The organism is Mesonia sp. K7, from assembly GCF_003233725.1.
Taxonomy (GTDB): Bacteria; Bacteroidota; Bacteroidia; order Flavobacteriales; family Flavobacteriaceae; genus Mesonia.
This window is the reverse complement of sequence record NZ_QKQV01000013.1, coordinates 46,639-63,685: the sequence shown is the minus strand read 5'-3', so window position 1 is coordinate 63,685 and position 17,047 is coordinate 46,639. Positions and strand designations below refer to the sequence as shown.

The 17,047-nt window shown below is 40.0% G+C and carries 14 protein-coding genes; 1 reads left to right on the top strand and 13 read right to left on the bottom strand.

What is annotated here, in order from left to right:
* Nucleotides 1-2: 2 nt before the first annotated feature.
* From DNG35_RS09915 to DNG35_RS09895, 5 genes are all read right to left on the bottom strand, one after another.
* Nucleotides 3-392, bottom strand: a complete 390-nt coding sequence (locus tag DNG35_RS09915; RefSeq protein WP_111128653.1) for a biopolymer transporter ExbD — start codon at nucleotides 390-392, stop codon at nucleotides 3-5.
* 1 nt (nucleotide 393) lies between these two features.
* The gene (locus DNG35_RS09910; RefSeq protein WP_111128652.1) at nucleotides 394-1,104 is read right to left on the bottom strand and encodes a MotA/TolQ/ExbB proton channel family protein; all 711 of its coding nucleotides are present in this window, start codon (nucleotides 1,102-1,104) and stop codon (nucleotides 394-396) included.
* Between the two features lie 52 nt (nucleotides 1,105-1,156).
* Nucleotides 1,157-2,623 (bottom strand): sodium/proton antiporter NhaB, encoded by a 1,467-nt coding sequence (gene nhaB / locus DNG35_RS09905; RefSeq protein WP_111128651.1) that lies wholly within the window; start codon nucleotides 2,621-2,623, stop codon nucleotides 1,157-1,159.
* A 16-nt stretch (nucleotides 2,624-2,639) separates the two neighbouring features.
* Nucleotides 2,640-3,866, bottom strand: a complete 1,227-nt coding sequence (locus tag DNG35_RS09900; RefSeq protein WP_111128650.1) for a Glu/Leu/Phe/Val dehydrogenase dimerization domain-containing protein — start codon at nucleotides 3,864-3,866, stop codon at nucleotides 2,640-2,642.
* A 70-nt stretch (nucleotides 3,867-3,936) separates the two neighbouring features.
* Nucleotides 3,937-5,010: an anhydro-N-acetylmuramic acid kinase gene (locus tag DNG35_RS09895; protein ID WP_111128649.1), complete on the bottom strand. Its 1,074-nt coding sequence runs from the start codon at nucleotides 5,008-5,010 to the stop codon at nucleotides 3,937-3,939.
* Nucleotides 5,011-5,094: 84 nt separating this feature from the next.
* On the opposite strand from DNG35_RS09895, the gene DNG35_RS09890 reads away from it, so the two are divergent.
* A complete protein-coding gene (locus DNG35_RS09890; protein ID WP_111128648.1) occupies nucleotides 5,095-6,237 on the top strand; it encodes an acyl-CoA dehydrogenase in 1,143 nt (380 codons plus the stop codon).
* A gap of 497 nt (nucleotides 6,238-6,734) precedes the next feature.
* Here the strand turns inward: DNG35_RS09890 and DNG35_RS09885 are convergent, their stop codons facing one another.
* The 8 genes from DNG35_RS09885 to DNG35_RS09850 all read right to left on the bottom strand — a co-directional run bounded on the left by DNG35_RS09885 (nucleotide 6,735) and on the right by DNG35_RS09850 (nucleotide 17,014).
* Nucleotides 6,735-8,009 carry an OmpA family protein gene (locus DNG35_RS09885; protein WP_111128646.1) on the bottom strand — a complete coding sequence of 425 codons (1,275 nt, stop codon included), beginning with the start codon at nucleotides 8,007-8,009 and terminating at the stop codon, nucleotides 6,735-6,737.
* A 178-nt stretch (nucleotides 8,010-8,187) separates the two neighbouring features.
* On the bottom strand, nucleotides 8,188-8,811 hold the full coding sequence (locus DNG35_RS09880) for a hypothetical protein (protein WP_111128644.1): 624 nt from the start codon (nucleotides 8,809-8,811) through the stop codon (nucleotides 8,188-8,190).
* Between the two features lie 219 nt (nucleotides 8,812-9,030).
* Entirely contained in the window at nucleotides 9,031-10,380 is a 1,350-nt protein-coding gene (locus tag DNG35_RS09875; protein ID WP_111128642.1) for a T9SS type B sorting domain-containing protein, read from the bottom strand.
* 8 nt (nucleotides 10,381-10,388) lie between these two features.
* Nucleotides 10,389-11,438: a hypothetical protein gene (locus DNG35_RS09870; RefSeq protein ID WP_111128640.1), complete on the bottom strand. Its 1,050-nt coding sequence runs from the start codon at nucleotides 11,436-11,438 to the stop codon at nucleotides 10,389-10,391.
* 277 nt (nucleotides 11,439-11,715) lie between these two features.
* A complete protein-coding gene (locus tag DNG35_RS09865; protein WP_111128638.1) occupies nucleotides 11,716-12,624 on the bottom strand; it encodes a hypothetical protein in 909 nt (302 codons plus the stop codon).
* A 51-nt stretch (nucleotides 12,625-12,675) separates the two neighbouring features.
* On the bottom strand, nucleotides 12,676-14,079 hold the full coding sequence (locus DNG35_RS09860) for a hypothetical protein (RefSeq protein ID WP_146228863.1): 1,404 nt from the start codon (nucleotides 14,077-14,079) through the stop codon (nucleotides 12,676-12,678).
* Nucleotides 14,080-14,116: 37 nt separating this feature from the next.
* Complete coding sequence (locus DNG35_RS09855) at nucleotides 14,117-16,063, bottom strand: OmpA family protein (protein WP_111128635.1); 1,947 nt, start codon at nucleotides 16,061-16,063, stop codon at nucleotides 14,117-14,119.
* A 12-nt stretch (nucleotides 16,064-16,075) separates the two neighbouring features.
* A complete protein-coding gene (locus tag DNG35_RS09850; protein WP_111128632.1) occupies nucleotides 16,076-17,014 on the bottom strand; it encodes a type IX secretion system membrane protein PorP/SprF in 939 nt (312 codons plus the stop codon).
* Nucleotides 17,015-17,047 lie beyond the last annotated feature (33 nt).

The following is a 17,047-nucleotide window of genomic DNA, read 5'->3' as shown; positions in this document are numbered from 1 at the left end:
GTTTATGGTTTTACCGCTAAAACTACTTTATATTGATTCCTTTTGGCAATATCCATAACAGATACTGCATTTTGTATGGGAACACTTTCTTCGGCCCTTAAAATAATGGTCGGATCTTCTTCGCCCTGTAACCTCTGTTGCAATTCTATTTCTAGATTTTCTTCAGATACTTGGTCTTTATTGATAAAAAGATTTAAATCTTTATCGATACTTACCGAAAGGCTTTGCACATTTGTGGTTTTTCCTTTGGCTTTAGGCAAAATAAGATCTAAAGCTTCAGGTGTAATCACTGGTGAAGTCAGCATAAAAAACACCAATAACAGAAAGACTATATCTGTCATCGACGACATGCTAAATTCTGGACTTACTTTATTTCTTCCTCTTAGATTCATCTTAAGCAGGTTCGTTTAAAAGATCTAAAAAGTCAACCGCCGTAGCTTCCATCTGGTGCACTACTTTATCGGTTTTTACCACCAAATGGTTATAGCCCATATACGCAATAATACCCACGATTAAACCAGCAACCGTTGTTGTCATCGCAATATAGATACCTTGTGCCAAAGAACCCATCTCGGCTTGACCACTACTGGTCGCCAATTGATGGAAAGCAATAATCATACCGATCACCGTTCCTAAAAACCCAATCATTGGTGCGGCTCCTGCAATTGTCGCCAGAATACTCACATTTTTCTCCAGTTTATACACCTCTAACCTTCCTGCATTTTCTATCGCCGTATTGATGTCTTCCAACGGACTCCCAATCCTGGAAATTCCTTTAGCGGTAAGTCTCGCCACGGGCGAATTTTCTTGTGCGCATCTTATTTTTGCTGCCTCAATATTTCCTGTAGCCACGTTATCTTTTATCTGATGCATAAAATTGACATCGGTTTTTGAAGCTGCCTTGATCGCAAAAAGTCTTTCAAAATAAATATACATGGCAAGGATGAGCAAAACCCCCAAAACGATAATGATGATATTTCCTGCGATACCTCCGCTGGTCAAAAGCTCGAATAAGGAAAGCGTCTTTTCTTCTACGACAGGTTCTAAATTTTCTGCATTTTGAGTGATTTCTTCTGCAGTTTCTTGAAAAAAGGTTGCTAACATATATTTATTGGTTTTTTAGTATAACGTTCTGGTTTGAAAAAAATTTCATTTTTTAAAAATACATCACTCCAAGTAAGCCCATTATTCCTAGAACAATTGTATAAGGAAAAGCCATTTTTACCATTTTCATGTACGATAAATTAATCAGCGGAGCCAATGCCGAAGTTAGTAAAAATAAAAATGCAGCCTGTCCGTTTGGCGTTGCTACACTCGGTAAATTGGTTCCTGTATTAATGGCTACGGCCAATTCGTTAAGGTGTTCCCTACTAATTTGCCCCGCATCAAATGCCGCTTTTACCTCGTTGATGTAAATGGTCGCCACAAAAACATTATCGCTTATCGCAGAAAGCACTCCGTTAGCGATATAAAACATGGCAGGCTGTTGGGATTCTTCCATCGATAATGCCCAATTGATGATGGGTGTAAATAGGTGTTGATCGTGAATCATCGCTACAATGACAAAAAAGACAACCAAAAGCGCTGTAAAAGGTAGAGCTTCTTCAAAAGCTTTACCTAAACTGTGTTCTTGGGTAATTCCCATAAAAGCTGTTTGGAAAATAATCAGTGCCAAACCTATAAAACCAACTGGAGCAATATGTAAGGCAAGACCTGTAATTAATAAAATAGCAGCTACGCCTTGTATAATCAGGCCTGTTTTTTCTTTATCGGTTCGCTTTTTGTCTTCTTCAGCAGTATAATTTTCGATAATGGTTCGAGCTACTTCAGGTAGTTTTTGTCCGTAACCAAATACTTTTGTCTTTTCGAGTACTACGGTTAAAATCATCCCCGCAATAAAAGTGGGAATCGTCACGTGATCCATATACATCATAAATTCGATAAAATCCCAACCCATGCGCTCTCCTATCAATAGGTTTTGTGGCTCACCTACCAAGGTCATCACTCCTCCAAGAGCGGTACCCACAACCCCGTGCATAATCAAACTCCGCAAAAAGGATTTGAATTTTTCGAGCGTTTCACCACTTAGTTCTTTTCTGTCTAATTTACCACTATCATCATAATCTTTATCACTAGAATGGATTTTGTGGTAAACGCCATAAAAACCAACGGCAACACTTATCAATACGGCTGTTACAGTAAGCGCATCTAGGAATGCCGAAAGCACTGCCGATATAAACACAAACAACACCGACAAGGTAACTTTTGATTTTACTTTGACAAAAACTTTACTGAAAATGTACATCAGTAAAGGCTTCATAAAGAAAATGGCAGCTACCATAAACATCAAAAGCAAGATCACTTCTAAATTCTGATTGACTTCGTAATATGCTTGTTCTGGTGATGTCAACTGTAAAAACAAGACTTCGATGGCGATTAAACCTCCCGATTGCAGTGGGTAGCATTTTAAGGCCATCGCCAAAGTAAGAATAAATTCAGCGATCACTATCCAAGCAGTAATGGTTGCTCCTAAAGTATAATAGGATATAATGTTGAACACCAGAAAGAAGATCATGGTGAATTTAAACCAACGGGGACTGTTACCTAAGAAATATTTAAACATTTATTACATTTTTATTTTAGACAAGCTGTTTTAAAGCAATCTCAAAAGCTGTTCTGCTAATATTAGTCTTTGAGCTATTGTGATTGAAAGTATTTTGAATGGCATTTTTAATGGTCATCGACGTATCATTAAAAATCGATTCGTCGGTCATTTGTACTCTTCTTTCCATAAAATAAGCAAACACTCTTGCCATACCACAGTTAGAAATAAAGTCCGGTATCAAACTCACGCGTTCGTCTGTATATTCCATAATAGGGCCAAAAAATATCTCTTTATCGGCGAAAGGAACATTCGCCCCACAAGAAACTACTTCAAGCCCTGTTTCGATCATATTTGAAATTTGTTCTTTGGTAATAAGCCTCGAAGCTGCACAAGGCGCAAAGATCTCAGTTTCTAAAGCCCATATTTTTTCGTTGATCTCCTGAAAAGGAATCATTTGTTGGGCAACTAGGGTATTACCGTCTTTGTTTAAGAACAATTCTTTGATTTCCTCGAAAGAGAAACCCTTTTCATTTATCAAACCACCATCTCTATCGATAATCCCAACCACTTTAGCTCCCATTTGGGCTAAATAATAAGCGGCAGCTGAACCTACATTTCCAAAACCTTGTACGATAGCTCGTTTTCCTTTTACATCACCTCCATAAACCTCGTAGTAATGGCGTACCGCTTCGGCTACGCCATAACCGGTAATCATATCGGCAACGGTATATTTTCGGGTAACGTCTGGTGAATAATCGGTGTTTTCCAATACTTTGATTACCCCTTGACGCAATTGCCCAATGCGGTTAATTTTATCGGCTTCGGTAGGCTTAAAATGGCCTGAGAACACCCCTTCTTGCGGGTGCCAAACACCACAATCTTCCGTAATCGGTATCACCTCGTGGATTTCATCAACATTCAAATCTCCACCTGTTCCGTAATAACTTTTTAAAAGTGGTGAAACAGCTTTGTACCAACGCTCCAACACCCCTTTTTTTCTTGGGTCATGCGGATTAAAATTAATACCTGATTTGGCACCTCCTATGGCTGGGCCAGACACGGTAAATTTCACTTCCATGGTTTTAGCAAGCGAAAGCACTTCGTTCATATCTAAACCTTCACGCATACGCGTTCCGCCGCCAGCAGCTCCGCCTCTTAAGGAATTGATAACCGTCCAACCTTCGGCTTCGGTTTCGGCATCTTTCCAGTTAAACACTATTTCGGGTTGCTTATTTTCGTATAGCTTTAACAGCTCTTTCATAATATTTTGATTTTTGCTTTACAAATATAAAAAAAACGAGTCCGCTTATAAGCCTTTTATGTTTTAAAATTTAGTAAAGAAATAACGCTCCTGAAGAATGGTTTTTGCTCGCTCCTGTGACCGATTTTAAACAATTCACTTCATTTCTTAATCGGAGCACTCCCAAGAAACCAAAAACAAGCGCTTCTTTATATTCCACTATTTCACTTTGTGGAATGATCACTTCGACCTCCGTTATTTTTTGTAATTGACGCATTAGGTGAGTATTGTAGGCTCCGCCTCCAGTAACCAGAAGTTTGAGGTCTTTATTTTTCTCTAAAGCTTGACTGATTTGTGCTACCACATGCTGTGTAAACGTTGCTATTTTATCTTTTATGGAAAGTGGATAAGTTTCCATCAAAGGAAAAATATACTGATGCACCCACTCAACTCCTAGTGATTTAGGTGGCTTTTCTTGGTAAAAACTTAGTTGGTTTAACTGCTTTAAAAGATGGGTGCTCACTTTGCCGCTTCGGGCGATTTGTCCGTCTTTATCATACGGAAAACCTAATTGTTGTGCATAATAATTTAAAACCGTATTCACCGGACAAATGTCAAAAGCGATACGTTGATGGTTCTTTTCGAAAGAAATATTGGCAAACCCGCCCAAATTAAGACAATAGTCATATTCCGAAAAAAGCAGTCGATCACCTATAGGAACCAACGGCGCTCCTTGTCCACCAAGTTTGACGTCTTGCGTTCTGAAATCACCAACTACTTGGAGCTTTAAATAGGTTGACAACTCTGGAAGATTCCCAATTTGCAAAGTAAATCCCTTATCGGGTTGGTGCCAAACCGTATGCCCGTGATTACAAAGCGCATCGATTTTATGGATATCGATGTGATACTTTTCGATAAAGTTATGGTAAACTTCAGCGATGTATTGGGTGTAAGCAACATTTAGTTTTGTTACTTCTTCTTCAGATTTTTGGGAAATTGTTTTTAATAGTTGTAGCCAATGCTCATGATACGCAATCGTTTCTGCGTGATGGATAACAAATGTCCATTGGTTATTTTCTTTCACGAAAGTAGCGTCAACGATATCGATACCGTCAAGCGAAGTTCCGGACATGGTACCAATGACATGATAGGTTTCTCTATGCATAGGATAAATTTAGCGGTATTTGATTTAAAAAATTGGGTTTAAAACCTATATATTTGTAAATCTTATATAAAAAAATAACAATCGATGGATTTTAAGCTTACAGAAGAGCATTTGATGATACAAAATGCCGCAAGAGATTTTGCTAAAAGCGAATTATTACCTGGCGTAATCGAACGCGATAACAAACAAGAATTTCCAAAAGAACAGGTAAAGAAAATGGCCGAGTTGGGCTTTTTGGGTATGATGGTTTCTCCGGAATATGGCGGAAGCGGATTGGACACGATTTCTTATGTGTTGGCCATGGAAGAAATTTCGAAAGTAGATGCTTCCTGCTCGGTGATTATGTCGGTAAACAATTCTTTGGTTTGCTGGGGATTAGAAACCTACGGAACTGAAGAACAAAAACAAAAATATTTAACAAAATTAGCCACTGGACAATCGATTGGTGCTTTTTGTTTGAGCGAACCTGAAGCGGGAAGTGATGCGACTTCGCAAAGAACCACTGCCATCGATAAAGGTGATCATTACGTTTTAAACGGAACCAAAAACTGGATTACCAATGGTGGTAGTGCCGATTTTTATTTGGTCATTGCACAAACCGATAGAGAAAAAAAGCATAAAGGCATCAATGCTTTTATCGTCGAAAAAAGCTGGGAAGGTTTTGAAGTAGGACCAAAAGAAGACAAATTAGGAATTCGTGGAAGCGATACGCACACCTTAAACTTTAACGATGTAAAAGTACCTAAAGAAAACCGGATTGGTGAAGATGGTTTTGGATTTACTTTTGCGATGAAAACCCTTTCTGGAGGTAGAATTGGTATTGCTGCACAAGCTTTAGGAATAGCGAGCGGAGCTTATGAATTGGCACGAGATTATTCTAAAATCAGAAAAGCTTTTGGTACCGAAATCTGCAACCACCAAGCCATCGCTTTTAAGTTAGCCGACATGCATACGAACATCACTGCAGCAAGACACCTCGTGATGAAAGCCGCATGGGATAAAGACCACAAAGAAAATTATGATATGAGTGGCGCAATGGCCAAATTATACGCTTCTAAAGTTGCTATGGAAACTACGGTTGAAGCTGTACAAGTTCACGGAGGAAACGGTTATGTAAAAGAATACCACGTAGAGCGACTCATGCGTGATGCAAAAATCACTCAGATTTATGAGGGCACTTCAGAGATTCAGAAAATTGTAATCTCCAGAGGGCTATTAAGAGATTAATTATTTCTTTTTTATACGATAAAAAAATCCGCTTAAAGCGGATTTTTTTTATGATTAATTTGTAATTAATTGGATTTATGAGGTTATGAAATCATTTACCAAAAAGCATTCTAATTTTGATGAGAACCTGAATGAAGTATACTCTAAATTTGTATATCAACTCGTCAATACGAGGAGTTCAACTTGTTGAATGACGAAGTATTCTCAAGATTCAGACCGCTTTTATAAACTTATATTAAAAGTCATGCTGAACTTGTTTCAGCATCTCAAATATTAGATGAGACCCTGAAATAAATTCAGGGTGACGAAGTATTTTCAATAATCGAGACTGCTTCTCTGAGTCGCAGTGACGTAATTTAGCTCTCATTTTGACTTAGCAACGCCATAAATTAAAACTCTGTTAGGACAATTCAAGGACTTAGCGCTCATAGGATGATTATTCTAAAAACAAAAAACCCGCTCGATGAGCGGGTTTAGATTTATTTATTAAGAATGGATTACTTTAATTTGAAAGTAACTCTTCTTACTAATTGTCTTGCGGCTGAAGAATTCTTATCTACTGAATCATCTTCACCTTCTGCTCTGTATTCTAATCTACCTTCTTCTACTCCAGAAGCTACTAAGATATCGTAAACTTTCTTAGCTCTTCTTTCAGAAAGGTTTCTATTGTACTCTTCGTCACCAATCTCATCTGCATATCCTACCAATTCTGCGTTAGCTGATGGGTTAGCATTCATATACTTTACTAAGTAATTAATGGCGTCTAAAGAGTATACTTCTGGCTCGTCGCTGTTAAACTTAAAGTAAACGTTTACGTAACCATCGTTGATTAAAGTTCTGATAGCACCTGAACCTCCACCAGTTGTTGTTTCTGAAGAAGCCGCAGCATAACGCTCGTCTAAAGAAGATTCTAACTCATCTGGAATACCGTTACCGTTTTTATCTACCGCGACACCTTTGGTATCTACCGCCACACCGTTCATGGTATTTGGCTCTCTGTCTAAGTAATCTGGCACACCATCTTTATCGGTATCCAACATTCCTGTTTCAATAGCTGCTACTCTACCTTCTAATTCTTCTAAAGCATTGTCTTCTGCCATATCATCACCGTACCAGTCTGCATGCTTTTCATTCGCTCCTAAATAGATATTAAGACCCAATCCAACGTTAAACATCATACCGTCAAAACCTCTATTTACAGGTTGTGTGGTATATCCATCCCATGCGATATCTTGTCCAGCTAGCGCTAAAGCACTTACATCAAGATTTAATGCAATAGAGTTACCTAATCTTACTTGAGGTGTAAAACCAACGGTAAGAATACCCATTTTGTCCTTTTCATCGGCTAATGGAGATTCTTCATTGATTCTCAACTGACCAATACCTATACCACCGTGTACTAATAAATTAAAGGTCTGTGTCCACTCTCTAAAACCTAAAATTTCTCCAGCATTGATAACCCCTTCTAAGGTAGTTCTGAAGAAACGGTTTTGGAAAGGAATACTCTCATCTTTTTCGTTTAACTCACTAATACCAACATTGGCTTTGATACCAAATTTGTTGTTGATCATGTAACGTACTCCTAAGTCCGCATTCCATACCGATGGCGTGTCCGTAAACGCACCACTTGAAAAATAATGAGTTGCTTTGTTAAAACCACCACCGATATCAATCGACCAGTGATCATAATTTTGTAGTTCTGAATCAGTTTCTTGTGCTTGCGTTGCAAACGCCACAAAAAATAATGATAGTGCTAGTGTTAATTTTTTCATAGTTATCTTAAATTATTAAAAGTATTTTCATTCACTTTTATTAGTTTTCTTGGTCAAAGATATGGTATTCGCAAAAACCCTTGAAAACTAAAGGCTTTATTTAACAATATTTTAATTTATAATCCTCTTCTTTCCATACTTTTTATTCATTTTAACTTATTATTTTCATAAAAAAATACTAATGCCAATCCGCATGGTGTCGTTCTCGTCCCAAATACAACATCAATCCTAAACTGATATTGGCATAATTACCTGAATTTTCTGAAATAGCAGCGCCATCATAACCATAATTCAGTTGGAATAACTGGTTAAAACTTAAATCCCCATAGAGTGAAAACCTTTTAGAGAGTTTTAGTTGCGGTCCACCTCCAACAATCAAGAAACCGATAAAATCATTACTAGTGTTTTGCACTTGATGCCTAGGTCCTGCCATGCCTAAACCTAAACCTATATGGGTTTGAAAACCAAAGTTTTCTTTGATGTAATACGGAAAATTAAGTAACTCATCTATATTTAAAACAAGTTCTGAGCCTAATCTGTGTATTGATAGACCAGCATCGGCACTACCAAACCTATCGTAGGCGTAAAAGCCTCTCATTCCTGCTTTTTTATTCCACATATACCTCATAGCCGCTTTTGCGTGTGAAAAACCAATGGCTTCTGAGCGATCGGTGTTACTTGGACTTATAGGCACGGAACCTCCATAGTTCAATTCTAATGAAAATTGATTATAATCTTTCGTTTGCGCAAAGATATTGACCGATAATAAAAGAACTACGCTTAATACAATTGTTTTTTTCATTGTTATGAATCTTCAAGTATTTTGAACAAAACTATTGGTTAAAGTGATAGTACCACAAAGATTAACTTTTTTTTAAGGAGTCAAGAATAAGCAGTTAATCATAGGATTAATCTCCTCAAATTTAGAGACACTATTCCAAACTTATGCAAAGTTCCATCAAAAAATTTCTTCAATCGGTGACTTCGACAGCCTCGGTCACCCATCCACATTGCCTTCTGTTTACCTCTTCAGCGTAAAGTGCGAACGGAACTCCCTCAACCGCCCATTGTTGCGGTCTTTGTACCTCACCAAAAACCAATAATCGTTCGAAGGCATCTGCCTCCCGTTGTACGTACCGTCCCAGCCCGACCTGAAAGGCCGGATCTCTACCAGGAACTTTCCATAACGGTCGAAGATCAGGACCGTTGCCGAAGGGTCCTCTCTTAAGCTCTTGATGTTCCACAGGTCATTGGTTCCATCGCCATTGGGCGTAAAGAATTTTGGGTAGTTGATCACCGTTGCCGCTATCACTTTTGTACCACAACCGTCCAGCGTTCTGATTTCGATGGCATAGGTGGTACTCTTACCGACTACCGTAAACACGGGACTATCCTGGAAAACGCCCCCTTGCATGCGGTACTGATAATCCCCGGTGCCCTCTACATGCACCGTGATGGTCTGTTGGTCATCAAAATCTTCGCTTACCGTGGCATGGGCATCTATGATCGTACTTCCCTCGGTCACCACAACTTCTACCGGCAAGGAAGTGCACCCCGTGCCCATTTCCGTTACCTCCACCGTATAAACCCCCAGCCCACTTACACTTATCTGATTGGAAGTCTCCGCCAACAAATCCCCATTATGCCACCAGACCGCCGTGTGGGTCTGGTCGGAATAGCCTGTATCCAAGAATGCGGGTTGAAGTATAGCTCCATCCGCATCAAAACAGATAAAGGCATCGGCCAGTTCGGGTTCGGGAAGCGGGAGCACTTCGATCATCCTGGAAAAGGTATATTCGCACTGCTCCTCTTCTACCTGGTAATATACGGCAACAGTCCCTTGGGCTTGGGCCGTAAAAACACCTTGGGAAGAAATCGCGGCGCCCAACCCATTTGCTTCGACCGTCCACGTCCCTCCCGGAACAGAAGCTGAAAAGGCAACCGATGCTCCCGCGCATATTTCCGGAGGACTTTCCAATTGTACCTGTAGGCCTTTTAGTTCCACCTGTAATACCTGCGGTGCGGCCACGCATGAGGTGGTGGTGTCGTATTCCTGCACCAACAGGGTGTAAAAACCTGCCGGAGTAACTGCCCAATCTACGGTGACCTGGTTTCCCGAGGGGGTTTCCTCCGTGATGGTTCCTTGAAACCCTGGCTCTAAAACACTCCAATCATAAGACGAATTGGTGGAGCCCAACCCATTGTTATCCTGAAGATCCACCCCATAGCTTTTTACTGATTGCCCACAGATCTCCTGGATGATTTGCGTTTGTTGGGCATACCCCTTCGCAAGCAAACCCATAAAAAGCACACAACCGATCCAGCCCAGAAAGGGCTTTGTTGAAGCTGTGTGTTTTGTATAGGGTTCCATGGGAGTGCTTAATTGAAATTGATCGGGGAGGTTACCGGAACGGCCGGCGCAGTGTTGATGGTTTCCGTTACGGGAGCCGATTCACAATTGGCACTGGTGTCCCTTACGATGACATCATGGTTTCCTGGAGCCAGGCCTGTGAACACTGGAGACGATTGCCAGGTAGCCCCTCCATCGATACTGTACTCTATATTTGCTCCCGTTGGCGTACTTACCGTAATGCTCCCCGTGGTTTCACCGCAATCGGGATGTACCACCGTACTTACCGCATCTGCCGGTACGGTAGGCGCAGGGTTGATGGTCACGGTGATCGTGGTCTCACAGCCATCGGCGTTTTGTACGGTCAGGTCGTAAGCGCCCGGGGCTAGATGGGTGTAGCTTAGGTTGGTGGTGTAAGGACCGCCGTCCAAACTATAGGTCAGGTCGGGATCGTTTTCATCTTGTACCTCAAAGGAACCGGTGGTCTCGCCACATCCCGGGTGTGTCGTATCCACAATGACCGGTGCGTCCGGGACCACCAGCAAGGGGTCTACGGTTACTTGTGCGCTTTCGGTGTCACAGCCGTTGGCGTTTTGGACCATGACCGTATAATCTCCCGGGGCAACGTCCGTAAACACACCTGTGGTCTGCCATGTGGTACCTCCATCGATACTGTATTCCAGGTCCGTAGCGGTATTGGTCACCGTAATGGTTCCCCCAGTGTCCCCACAAGCGGGTTGGGTAACATTCAGGGTTGGAGCTTCTGGCGCCTCTAATACTTCTATCGTAATGTCTACAGGCAAACCCTCACAATTCTCGGCATTGGTCTCGGTCACTTGCAAGGTGTAGGTCCCCACAGGCGTCGTGCCCCAATCGATGGTTACCTGATGGGTAGGGTTGCCCGTGATCGTTCCTGCAAAACCAACCTCCAGGATCTGCCAATCGTAGGTGTTCCCAGGGTTATGGGTGACATCATACTGTGAAGACACCCCTTCACATAGTTGTTGATCGGCGGTTTGTGCAAAAAGCTTACTTAGACTTAAAAGCAGAAATGAACCAATAAAAAATAATTTCTTCATATTCATTTATTTTACATCACCCACAGGCACTATAAATTATATAAGGCATTGGGACTTGCCTGTCTTTTTTCTATACAAGGTTTTATAGCTCTAGCAATAAGTTTCGGCTTTGGTACTATTTTAAATATTTACTAAGACTTCTCTATTTCTTATGAAAAGGAGTTGATCATTGCCATGAAACACTATTACTAAGGCTCTATCTTTTATGAATGATTAAACAATTAAAAGAGCTCTCTATGCTTACTTAATAGCTTGTATACTAAACCTTCCGTTTCTTTTAATCTGTTACCGTACCAATAGTAATAGCTGGAGCTCCAGGAACTGCAATTACATTTACTTCTACAGTGGTTCCAGCACTTTCCACTTCACCTTGATAAGTTACATAATCTCTTACACCTTTAGCTTTGATGGTATACTCTAAATCCACATAAAATGTATAGGTTCCTGGAGTAGTGGGAATACCTGTAGTAGCATCATTTACTGTTTGAGTACTACCCGTACCCATAGGAGATTTTGTAACACCCCCATCATCAGAGTAATACCATTGATAGGCAAACTCAAAGTCACTTCCCACAGGATGTGTATAACCATTCGTATTTCCTGTGTAATCTGCTGTTAATGAAGCGATCGATAATTCAATCGTATCTGCACCAGTGGGTACATTGTCTTCACAATAGTCAAGGCTTGCACTACCGTTTAATGTATGTTCTGCCTCTACGTCTATCGTAGGTAGTACAAACAAGATGATATCTTCATACTCGTCAGACTGACATGTAGTTCCATCTGTGATTACACCATACACCCTAAATTTATGATAACCACGTGCCAAGCTTGAAGGAGTATAGGTTTGTGTGGTTTGCCCCCCAATCAAATTTTCGGTCTCTGTTCCCGAGGCATTGGTAATGTTATACCAAACATAACTGTCAAAGTTATTCCCGTCACCATCAGCTATACTTGCGGTAAGTTCAATGGTAGGTCCATTGGTAGCTGGGTTATAGAACATTACTCCGTTAGCCGCTGTAGTCACCGGTAAAGTGTTGTTGGTAATTGTACCTACATCAAGATCATCTACAGTATTGATGGGTGTTGTAGGTGCTCCTGGAGCTACTTGTGCAGTCATTTTGTTTAGCCCTAGCAGCATAATCGCTAGCACGAAAACGGATAAGATGATTTTTTTAGTTGTCATAATAATTGATTTTTGTGGTTATTTAAATGGTTTTGTTTATGGTTTAAATTTTCAATCACTTAAAGAAGAAATGGTAATATCGGGGTGTTTTATATCTGGCAGCACTTCAATCTCGATAGGTACTTTTGCTGATGTTTCGGTACAAGCTGGTTTTTTAACAGCTACGTATATTGTCGTATCTGTTTGTAAGTTGCCTGTATGATAGGTGCCGTTATAAGCCGTAGTGGCCAAAAGGTTGTCGTTATCGTCATACCATAACAATTGGTAGGCACTATCAGCGGTAGCGCTTAAAGTATAAGTCTTGTTGTAGCAAATTTGGGTAGCACTTACTTGAGGAGTTGGAGGTTGAGGCAATATTTTAAATTCATATAAATTTAGAACGGGTGTAGCGACGCCAACTACTGAAGATAAGGTGATTTGCACTTCATCAAAGGCTGTATTTGGAGTAAATGACACCTCAACTTTATTCCCTATAATCAATAAATTCAATAAGCTCACATCTAGTATAGATGAAATTGATTGAGTATACACTTGACTCCCGTTCAAATAAGCTGCTACCTGAACTGAATTTATTAAATCAAGATCTATAATCCCAGAACCAGCAAAATCCATAGTAATGTTGAATTGATCTTCGGCTTGTGCAGGAGAGTTTATATAAACACTCTGAGTAACACTAAGACCCGCACTTATCAAGGCTAAACTCATTTCTGAAGATGAGGTATCATCTCCATCTATTAAAAAATGAGGGTTTTCTACATTTACATCCGATACACTCAAGAGACCAGCACCATCATAAGAAGTAGATAACAACTCATCACAAGGTTCTGCTCCTGAAAAGTAGTATATCTCATGAATGTCTAAGGTGTTCGTCCCTCCCAATAAACCTGTCGTGACATTCTTTATGTATATTTCATCATAAGAAGAGGCAGGAGTGATTTCGATCAAGTACTCCCCTAATTCATTAATTTTAAAATTAACTTCTGGATCCGTAAAGCTGTTACTGCTTGTTCCTGAGGCAACCATAGTACCATTTAGTCTAGCTTCTACCTCAAAATAATGCCCTCCCAAAAGACCTGTCAAAAAACTTCCTACCGTACCTCCTAAAAGTGATTCCAACAAGGTTGTGCTTGCTCCTCCTACGTGGATATAAGTACTCGTCCCTCCTGATATTGGCGTAGTATACGCTACTTCCAGTTCGCCTGTATATGCTCCAAGACCACCTATACCCCAAGAAGATTTTAAAACAGTATGTCCTGACTCCTGAAAAACTCCTCCTGGATTAGTTACATTACTAAAATTGGTAGCAGGGGAAGCGGGATAATTTTTTACAACTTGTCCATACCCTATATGCATGCCAAACAAGAGCAACACCCCACAGGCATAACGCAAGCCTTTACCCCATATCTGTTGATATTGGGCACAGGCGTAACTTGTATACGTGATCGTATTTGGCATGTACTTTTGTTCTATGGTTGATTTGATGTAGCTCCTATTATTTTTCTATAATGATAAAGTCAGAACGGCGATTGAGTTGGTGCTGTTCTTCAGAACACTCTACTCCGTTGGCACATTCATTTTTAAGTTGCGTCTCACCGTATCCAATAGCACTTTCAAGGCGGCTGGCATCTATTCCTTTCGATAGAATATAGTCCTTGGTAGAGGTGGCACGTGCTTGCGATAAATTCAAGTTGTAACTGTCTTTCCCTCGGGAATCGGTGTGGGCCTCTATTTTTATTTTTATCTTTGGAAATTCACGCAATACGAATAATACTTTTGCCAATTCCTCTTCTGCCTGCGGAGTAATGTTCGATTTATCGTATTCAAAGTAAATCGGGTTGACATTGATCATCTCCTTATCGTCTTCTTTTTTGATTAAATCGTCATAATTGGTCAGCATAAAATCGATCCCTGCAATGGTATCCTCATGCTTATTTTGCGTGACGACTTCTGCACTATCTTCTGTATACCCTTGTTTTGAGGCTCTCAAAGTATAGGTTTTATCACAAGGAAGTTCGATGATATAGGTGCCGTCTTCTTTGGTTTGCACCTCAGCGATGGCATCGTCAAACTCGTCATGGGCCGCAATTCTTACCGCTCGTATGGGCATGGTGGTAATCGAATCGATGACAGTCCCTGTGATCATTTGATTACAAATAGGTTTGGATTTCCTAAAATAAAAGATATCATCATCCCCTTTGGTTGCAGGGCCTTTGCGGTTAGAAGCAATGTAGCCGTAGGATGTGGTAGAATCGATAACAAAAGAAAAATCATCACGATTACTATTGATGGGTTTTCCTAAGTTTTTAGGAATACTGAATTTCATATTCACGGTATCAATGGTGCTCACATAGATATCCAAACCTCCGTAACCATAATGTCCGTTGGAAGCAAAATAGAGTTTATCTTTTATGACAAAAGGGAACATTTCCTTTCCTTCGGTATTGATTTGCTTACCGATATTTTCGGGTGTATTATATGTACCATCAGGAAAAACCTTTACCATATAAATATCCGATTCTCCTAAACCACCCGGCATATCTGAAGCAAAAAACAACCACTTACCGTTACTGGAAATGGCGGGATGCCCTACCGAATACTCATAACTACTAAAGTCAAGCTCTTTTACATTTTGCAGTTTTTCGTCTTTGATCACTCCCCTATACATGTGAAAGTTATTGACCCCTTGTTTATTGATTAAACGGTCTTTATCGTTCAATAGGTTTTTGGTGAAGTATATGGTGTCATAATTTTTACTAAAAGAGATGGCCGCTTCGTGGTAAGCAGAATTTAATTTTCCTTCCAAGAAAGGCTTTTCATTCATCAGATCTCCTGTAGAGCCATTTCTATCTGCAATATACAGATCGAGATAAGGTTGGTTGTTCCAAGAATAGGTCTTGTCGAAACTCGATGCTTTTTTACTCGCCGAATACACCACCTTATTTTTATAAAATACTGCCCCAAAGTCCGCAAACTCATTATTGCCCTCGATATTGGTCACACTATATAAAGACGTTGCAGTTTCCAAACTATCTACATAACTTTTTTGTTTGATGTATCTTTTGATCTGGTAATCGTCTGCTTTACGCTGGTAGTATTTTTTACTGTGTTTATCTGCTTCTGTATAATCCCTATTGCTTCGTAAACATTGGATATACCTGAAGTAATACTTGTCTGAAATATTATCGCCCAATGCAGCATAGACATTTTTATAATGAGGCAATGCTTTTTGAAAATCCTGTGTAAAATAATAGGCATCTCCTAAATTTTTATGGACATCAAGCGATGGGTCTTCTGCCTTTTTCATGTATTTTTCATAGTATACTATCGCATCCATGTAAGCAGTATTCTCAAAGAGTTGATCTGCTTTGTTGAGGTAACTTTGTTGAGCATAACAAAGAACGGTAAAGAAATATATAACTAGTGTAATGGTACTTTTCATAACATAGATTTTTTAGAAGAATCTTGGAGATTTCACTCGATTAGACTTGCTCTTCGGACGGTACCTTAAAATGATCTCATGAGAGCCATCATTATACTTATTGAAACTGGAAGTGGTATAATCAAAGGCATAACCTACAAAGAAGGTTTCCAGAAAATTCAAACCGGCTATCGCGCTTACCGAATCGTCCCAGCGGTAGGAAGCTCCCAAGGTAACGATTTCACCGATAAGGAAATTGGCAGAAACATCTACCGATAACGGAGAGCCACTTACAATTTTGGTTAAAAAAGCAGGTTTAAATTTTAGGTTTTCGGAAATATCAAATACATAACCCCCCGTAATAAAATAATGTAAACGATCTGCTAAAACAGCTTCTTGTATATCGTCATAGTAATCTGACTTTACAAAGTTAGGTACTGAAAAACCCAAATACCAATGCTGACTGTACAAGAACCCCCCGGCACCAAAATTGGCCGTAATCCGATCGTTGATGTTACTGTTTAACAGTACGTCGTTAGTATCGTAATAGCGTCCTTTGGTCCAGTCGATGTTAATCACATTCATTCCCGCTTTAGCTCCCAAAGCCAATTGCATATTGGCATTCAGCTGTAAGGTATAAGAAAAATTACCGTTGAGGTATAGCTCTGAAGAAGGTCCGATTTCATCATTGACAATATTCAACCCCAAGCCCATTTTGTCGTTGATTAACGGCGAGTGTAGGTTGAAGGATTGTGTTTTGGGAGCTCCATCGATACCTGCCCATTGGCTACGGTGCAATAAGCTTGCTTCAATATTTCCTGTAGAACCCGCATAAGCAGGGTTAAAAGCCATCATATTGTATATGTATTGCGTGTAATGCGGGTCTTGCTGTGCTAAAGAGGTCATGCCCGTAAACATCACAAAGGAGCATACACATATCTTTAGAAAATTATTTATTTGGGTGTTATTCATGAGAAGCATTTTTAAATATTTAGACTGAATAGT

Excerpts from the sequence above, each read along its gene's own strand:
- DNG35_RS09915 (WP_111128653.1), bottom strand. The coding sequence starts at position 392 with ATGAATCTAAGAGGAAGAAATAAAGTAAGTCCAGAATTTAGCATGTCG.
- DNG35_RS09910 (WP_111128652.1), bottom strand. The coding sequence starts at position 1,104 with ATGTTAGCAACCTTTTTTCAAGAAACTGCAGAAGAAATCACTCAAAAT.
- nhaB (WP_111128651.1), bottom strand. The coding sequence starts at position 2,623 with ATGTTTAAATATTTCTTAGGTAACAGTCCCCGTTGGTTTAAATTCACC.
- DNG35_RS09900 (WP_111128650.1), bottom strand. The coding sequence starts at position 3,866 with ATGAAAGAGCTGTTAAAGCTATACGAAAATAAGCAACCCGAAATAGTG.
- DNG35_RS09895 (WP_111128649.1), bottom strand. The coding sequence starts at position 5,010 with ATGCATAGAGAAACCTATCATGTCATTGGTACCATGTCCGGAACTTCG.
- DNG35_RS09890 (WP_111128648.1), top strand. The coding sequence starts at position 5,095 with ATGGATTTTAAGCTTACAGAAGAGCATTTGATGATACAAAATGCCGCA.
- DNG35_RS09885 (WP_111128646.1), bottom strand. The coding sequence starts at position 8,009 with ATGAAAAAATTAACACTAGCACTATCATTATTTTTTGTGGCGTTTGCA.
- DNG35_RS09880 (WP_111128644.1), bottom strand. The coding sequence starts at position 8,811 with ATGAAAAAAACAATTGTATTAAGCGTAGTTCTTTTATTATCGGTCAAT.
- DNG35_RS09875 (WP_111128642.1), bottom strand. The coding sequence starts at position 10,380 with ATGGAACCCTATACAAAACACACAGCTTCAACAAAGCCCTTTCTGGGC.
- DNG35_RS09870 (WP_111128640.1), bottom strand. The coding sequence starts at position 11,438 with ATGAAGAAATTATTTTTTATTGGTTCATTTCTGCTTTTAAGTCTAAGT.
- DNG35_RS09865 (WP_111128638.1), bottom strand. The coding sequence starts at position 12,624 with ATGACAACTAAAAAAATCATCTTATCCGTTTTCGTGCTAGCGATTATG.
- DNG35_RS09860 (WP_146228863.1), bottom strand. The coding sequence starts at position 14,079 with ATGCCAAATACGATCACGTATACAAGTTACGCCTGTGCCCAATATCAA.
- DNG35_RS09855 (WP_111128635.1), bottom strand. The coding sequence starts at position 16,063 with ATGAAAAGTACCATTACACTAGTTATATATTTCTTTACCGTTCTTTGT.
- DNG35_RS09850 (WP_111128632.1), bottom strand. The coding sequence starts at position 17,014 with ATGAATAACACCCAAATAAATAATTTTCTAAAGATATGTGTATGCTCC.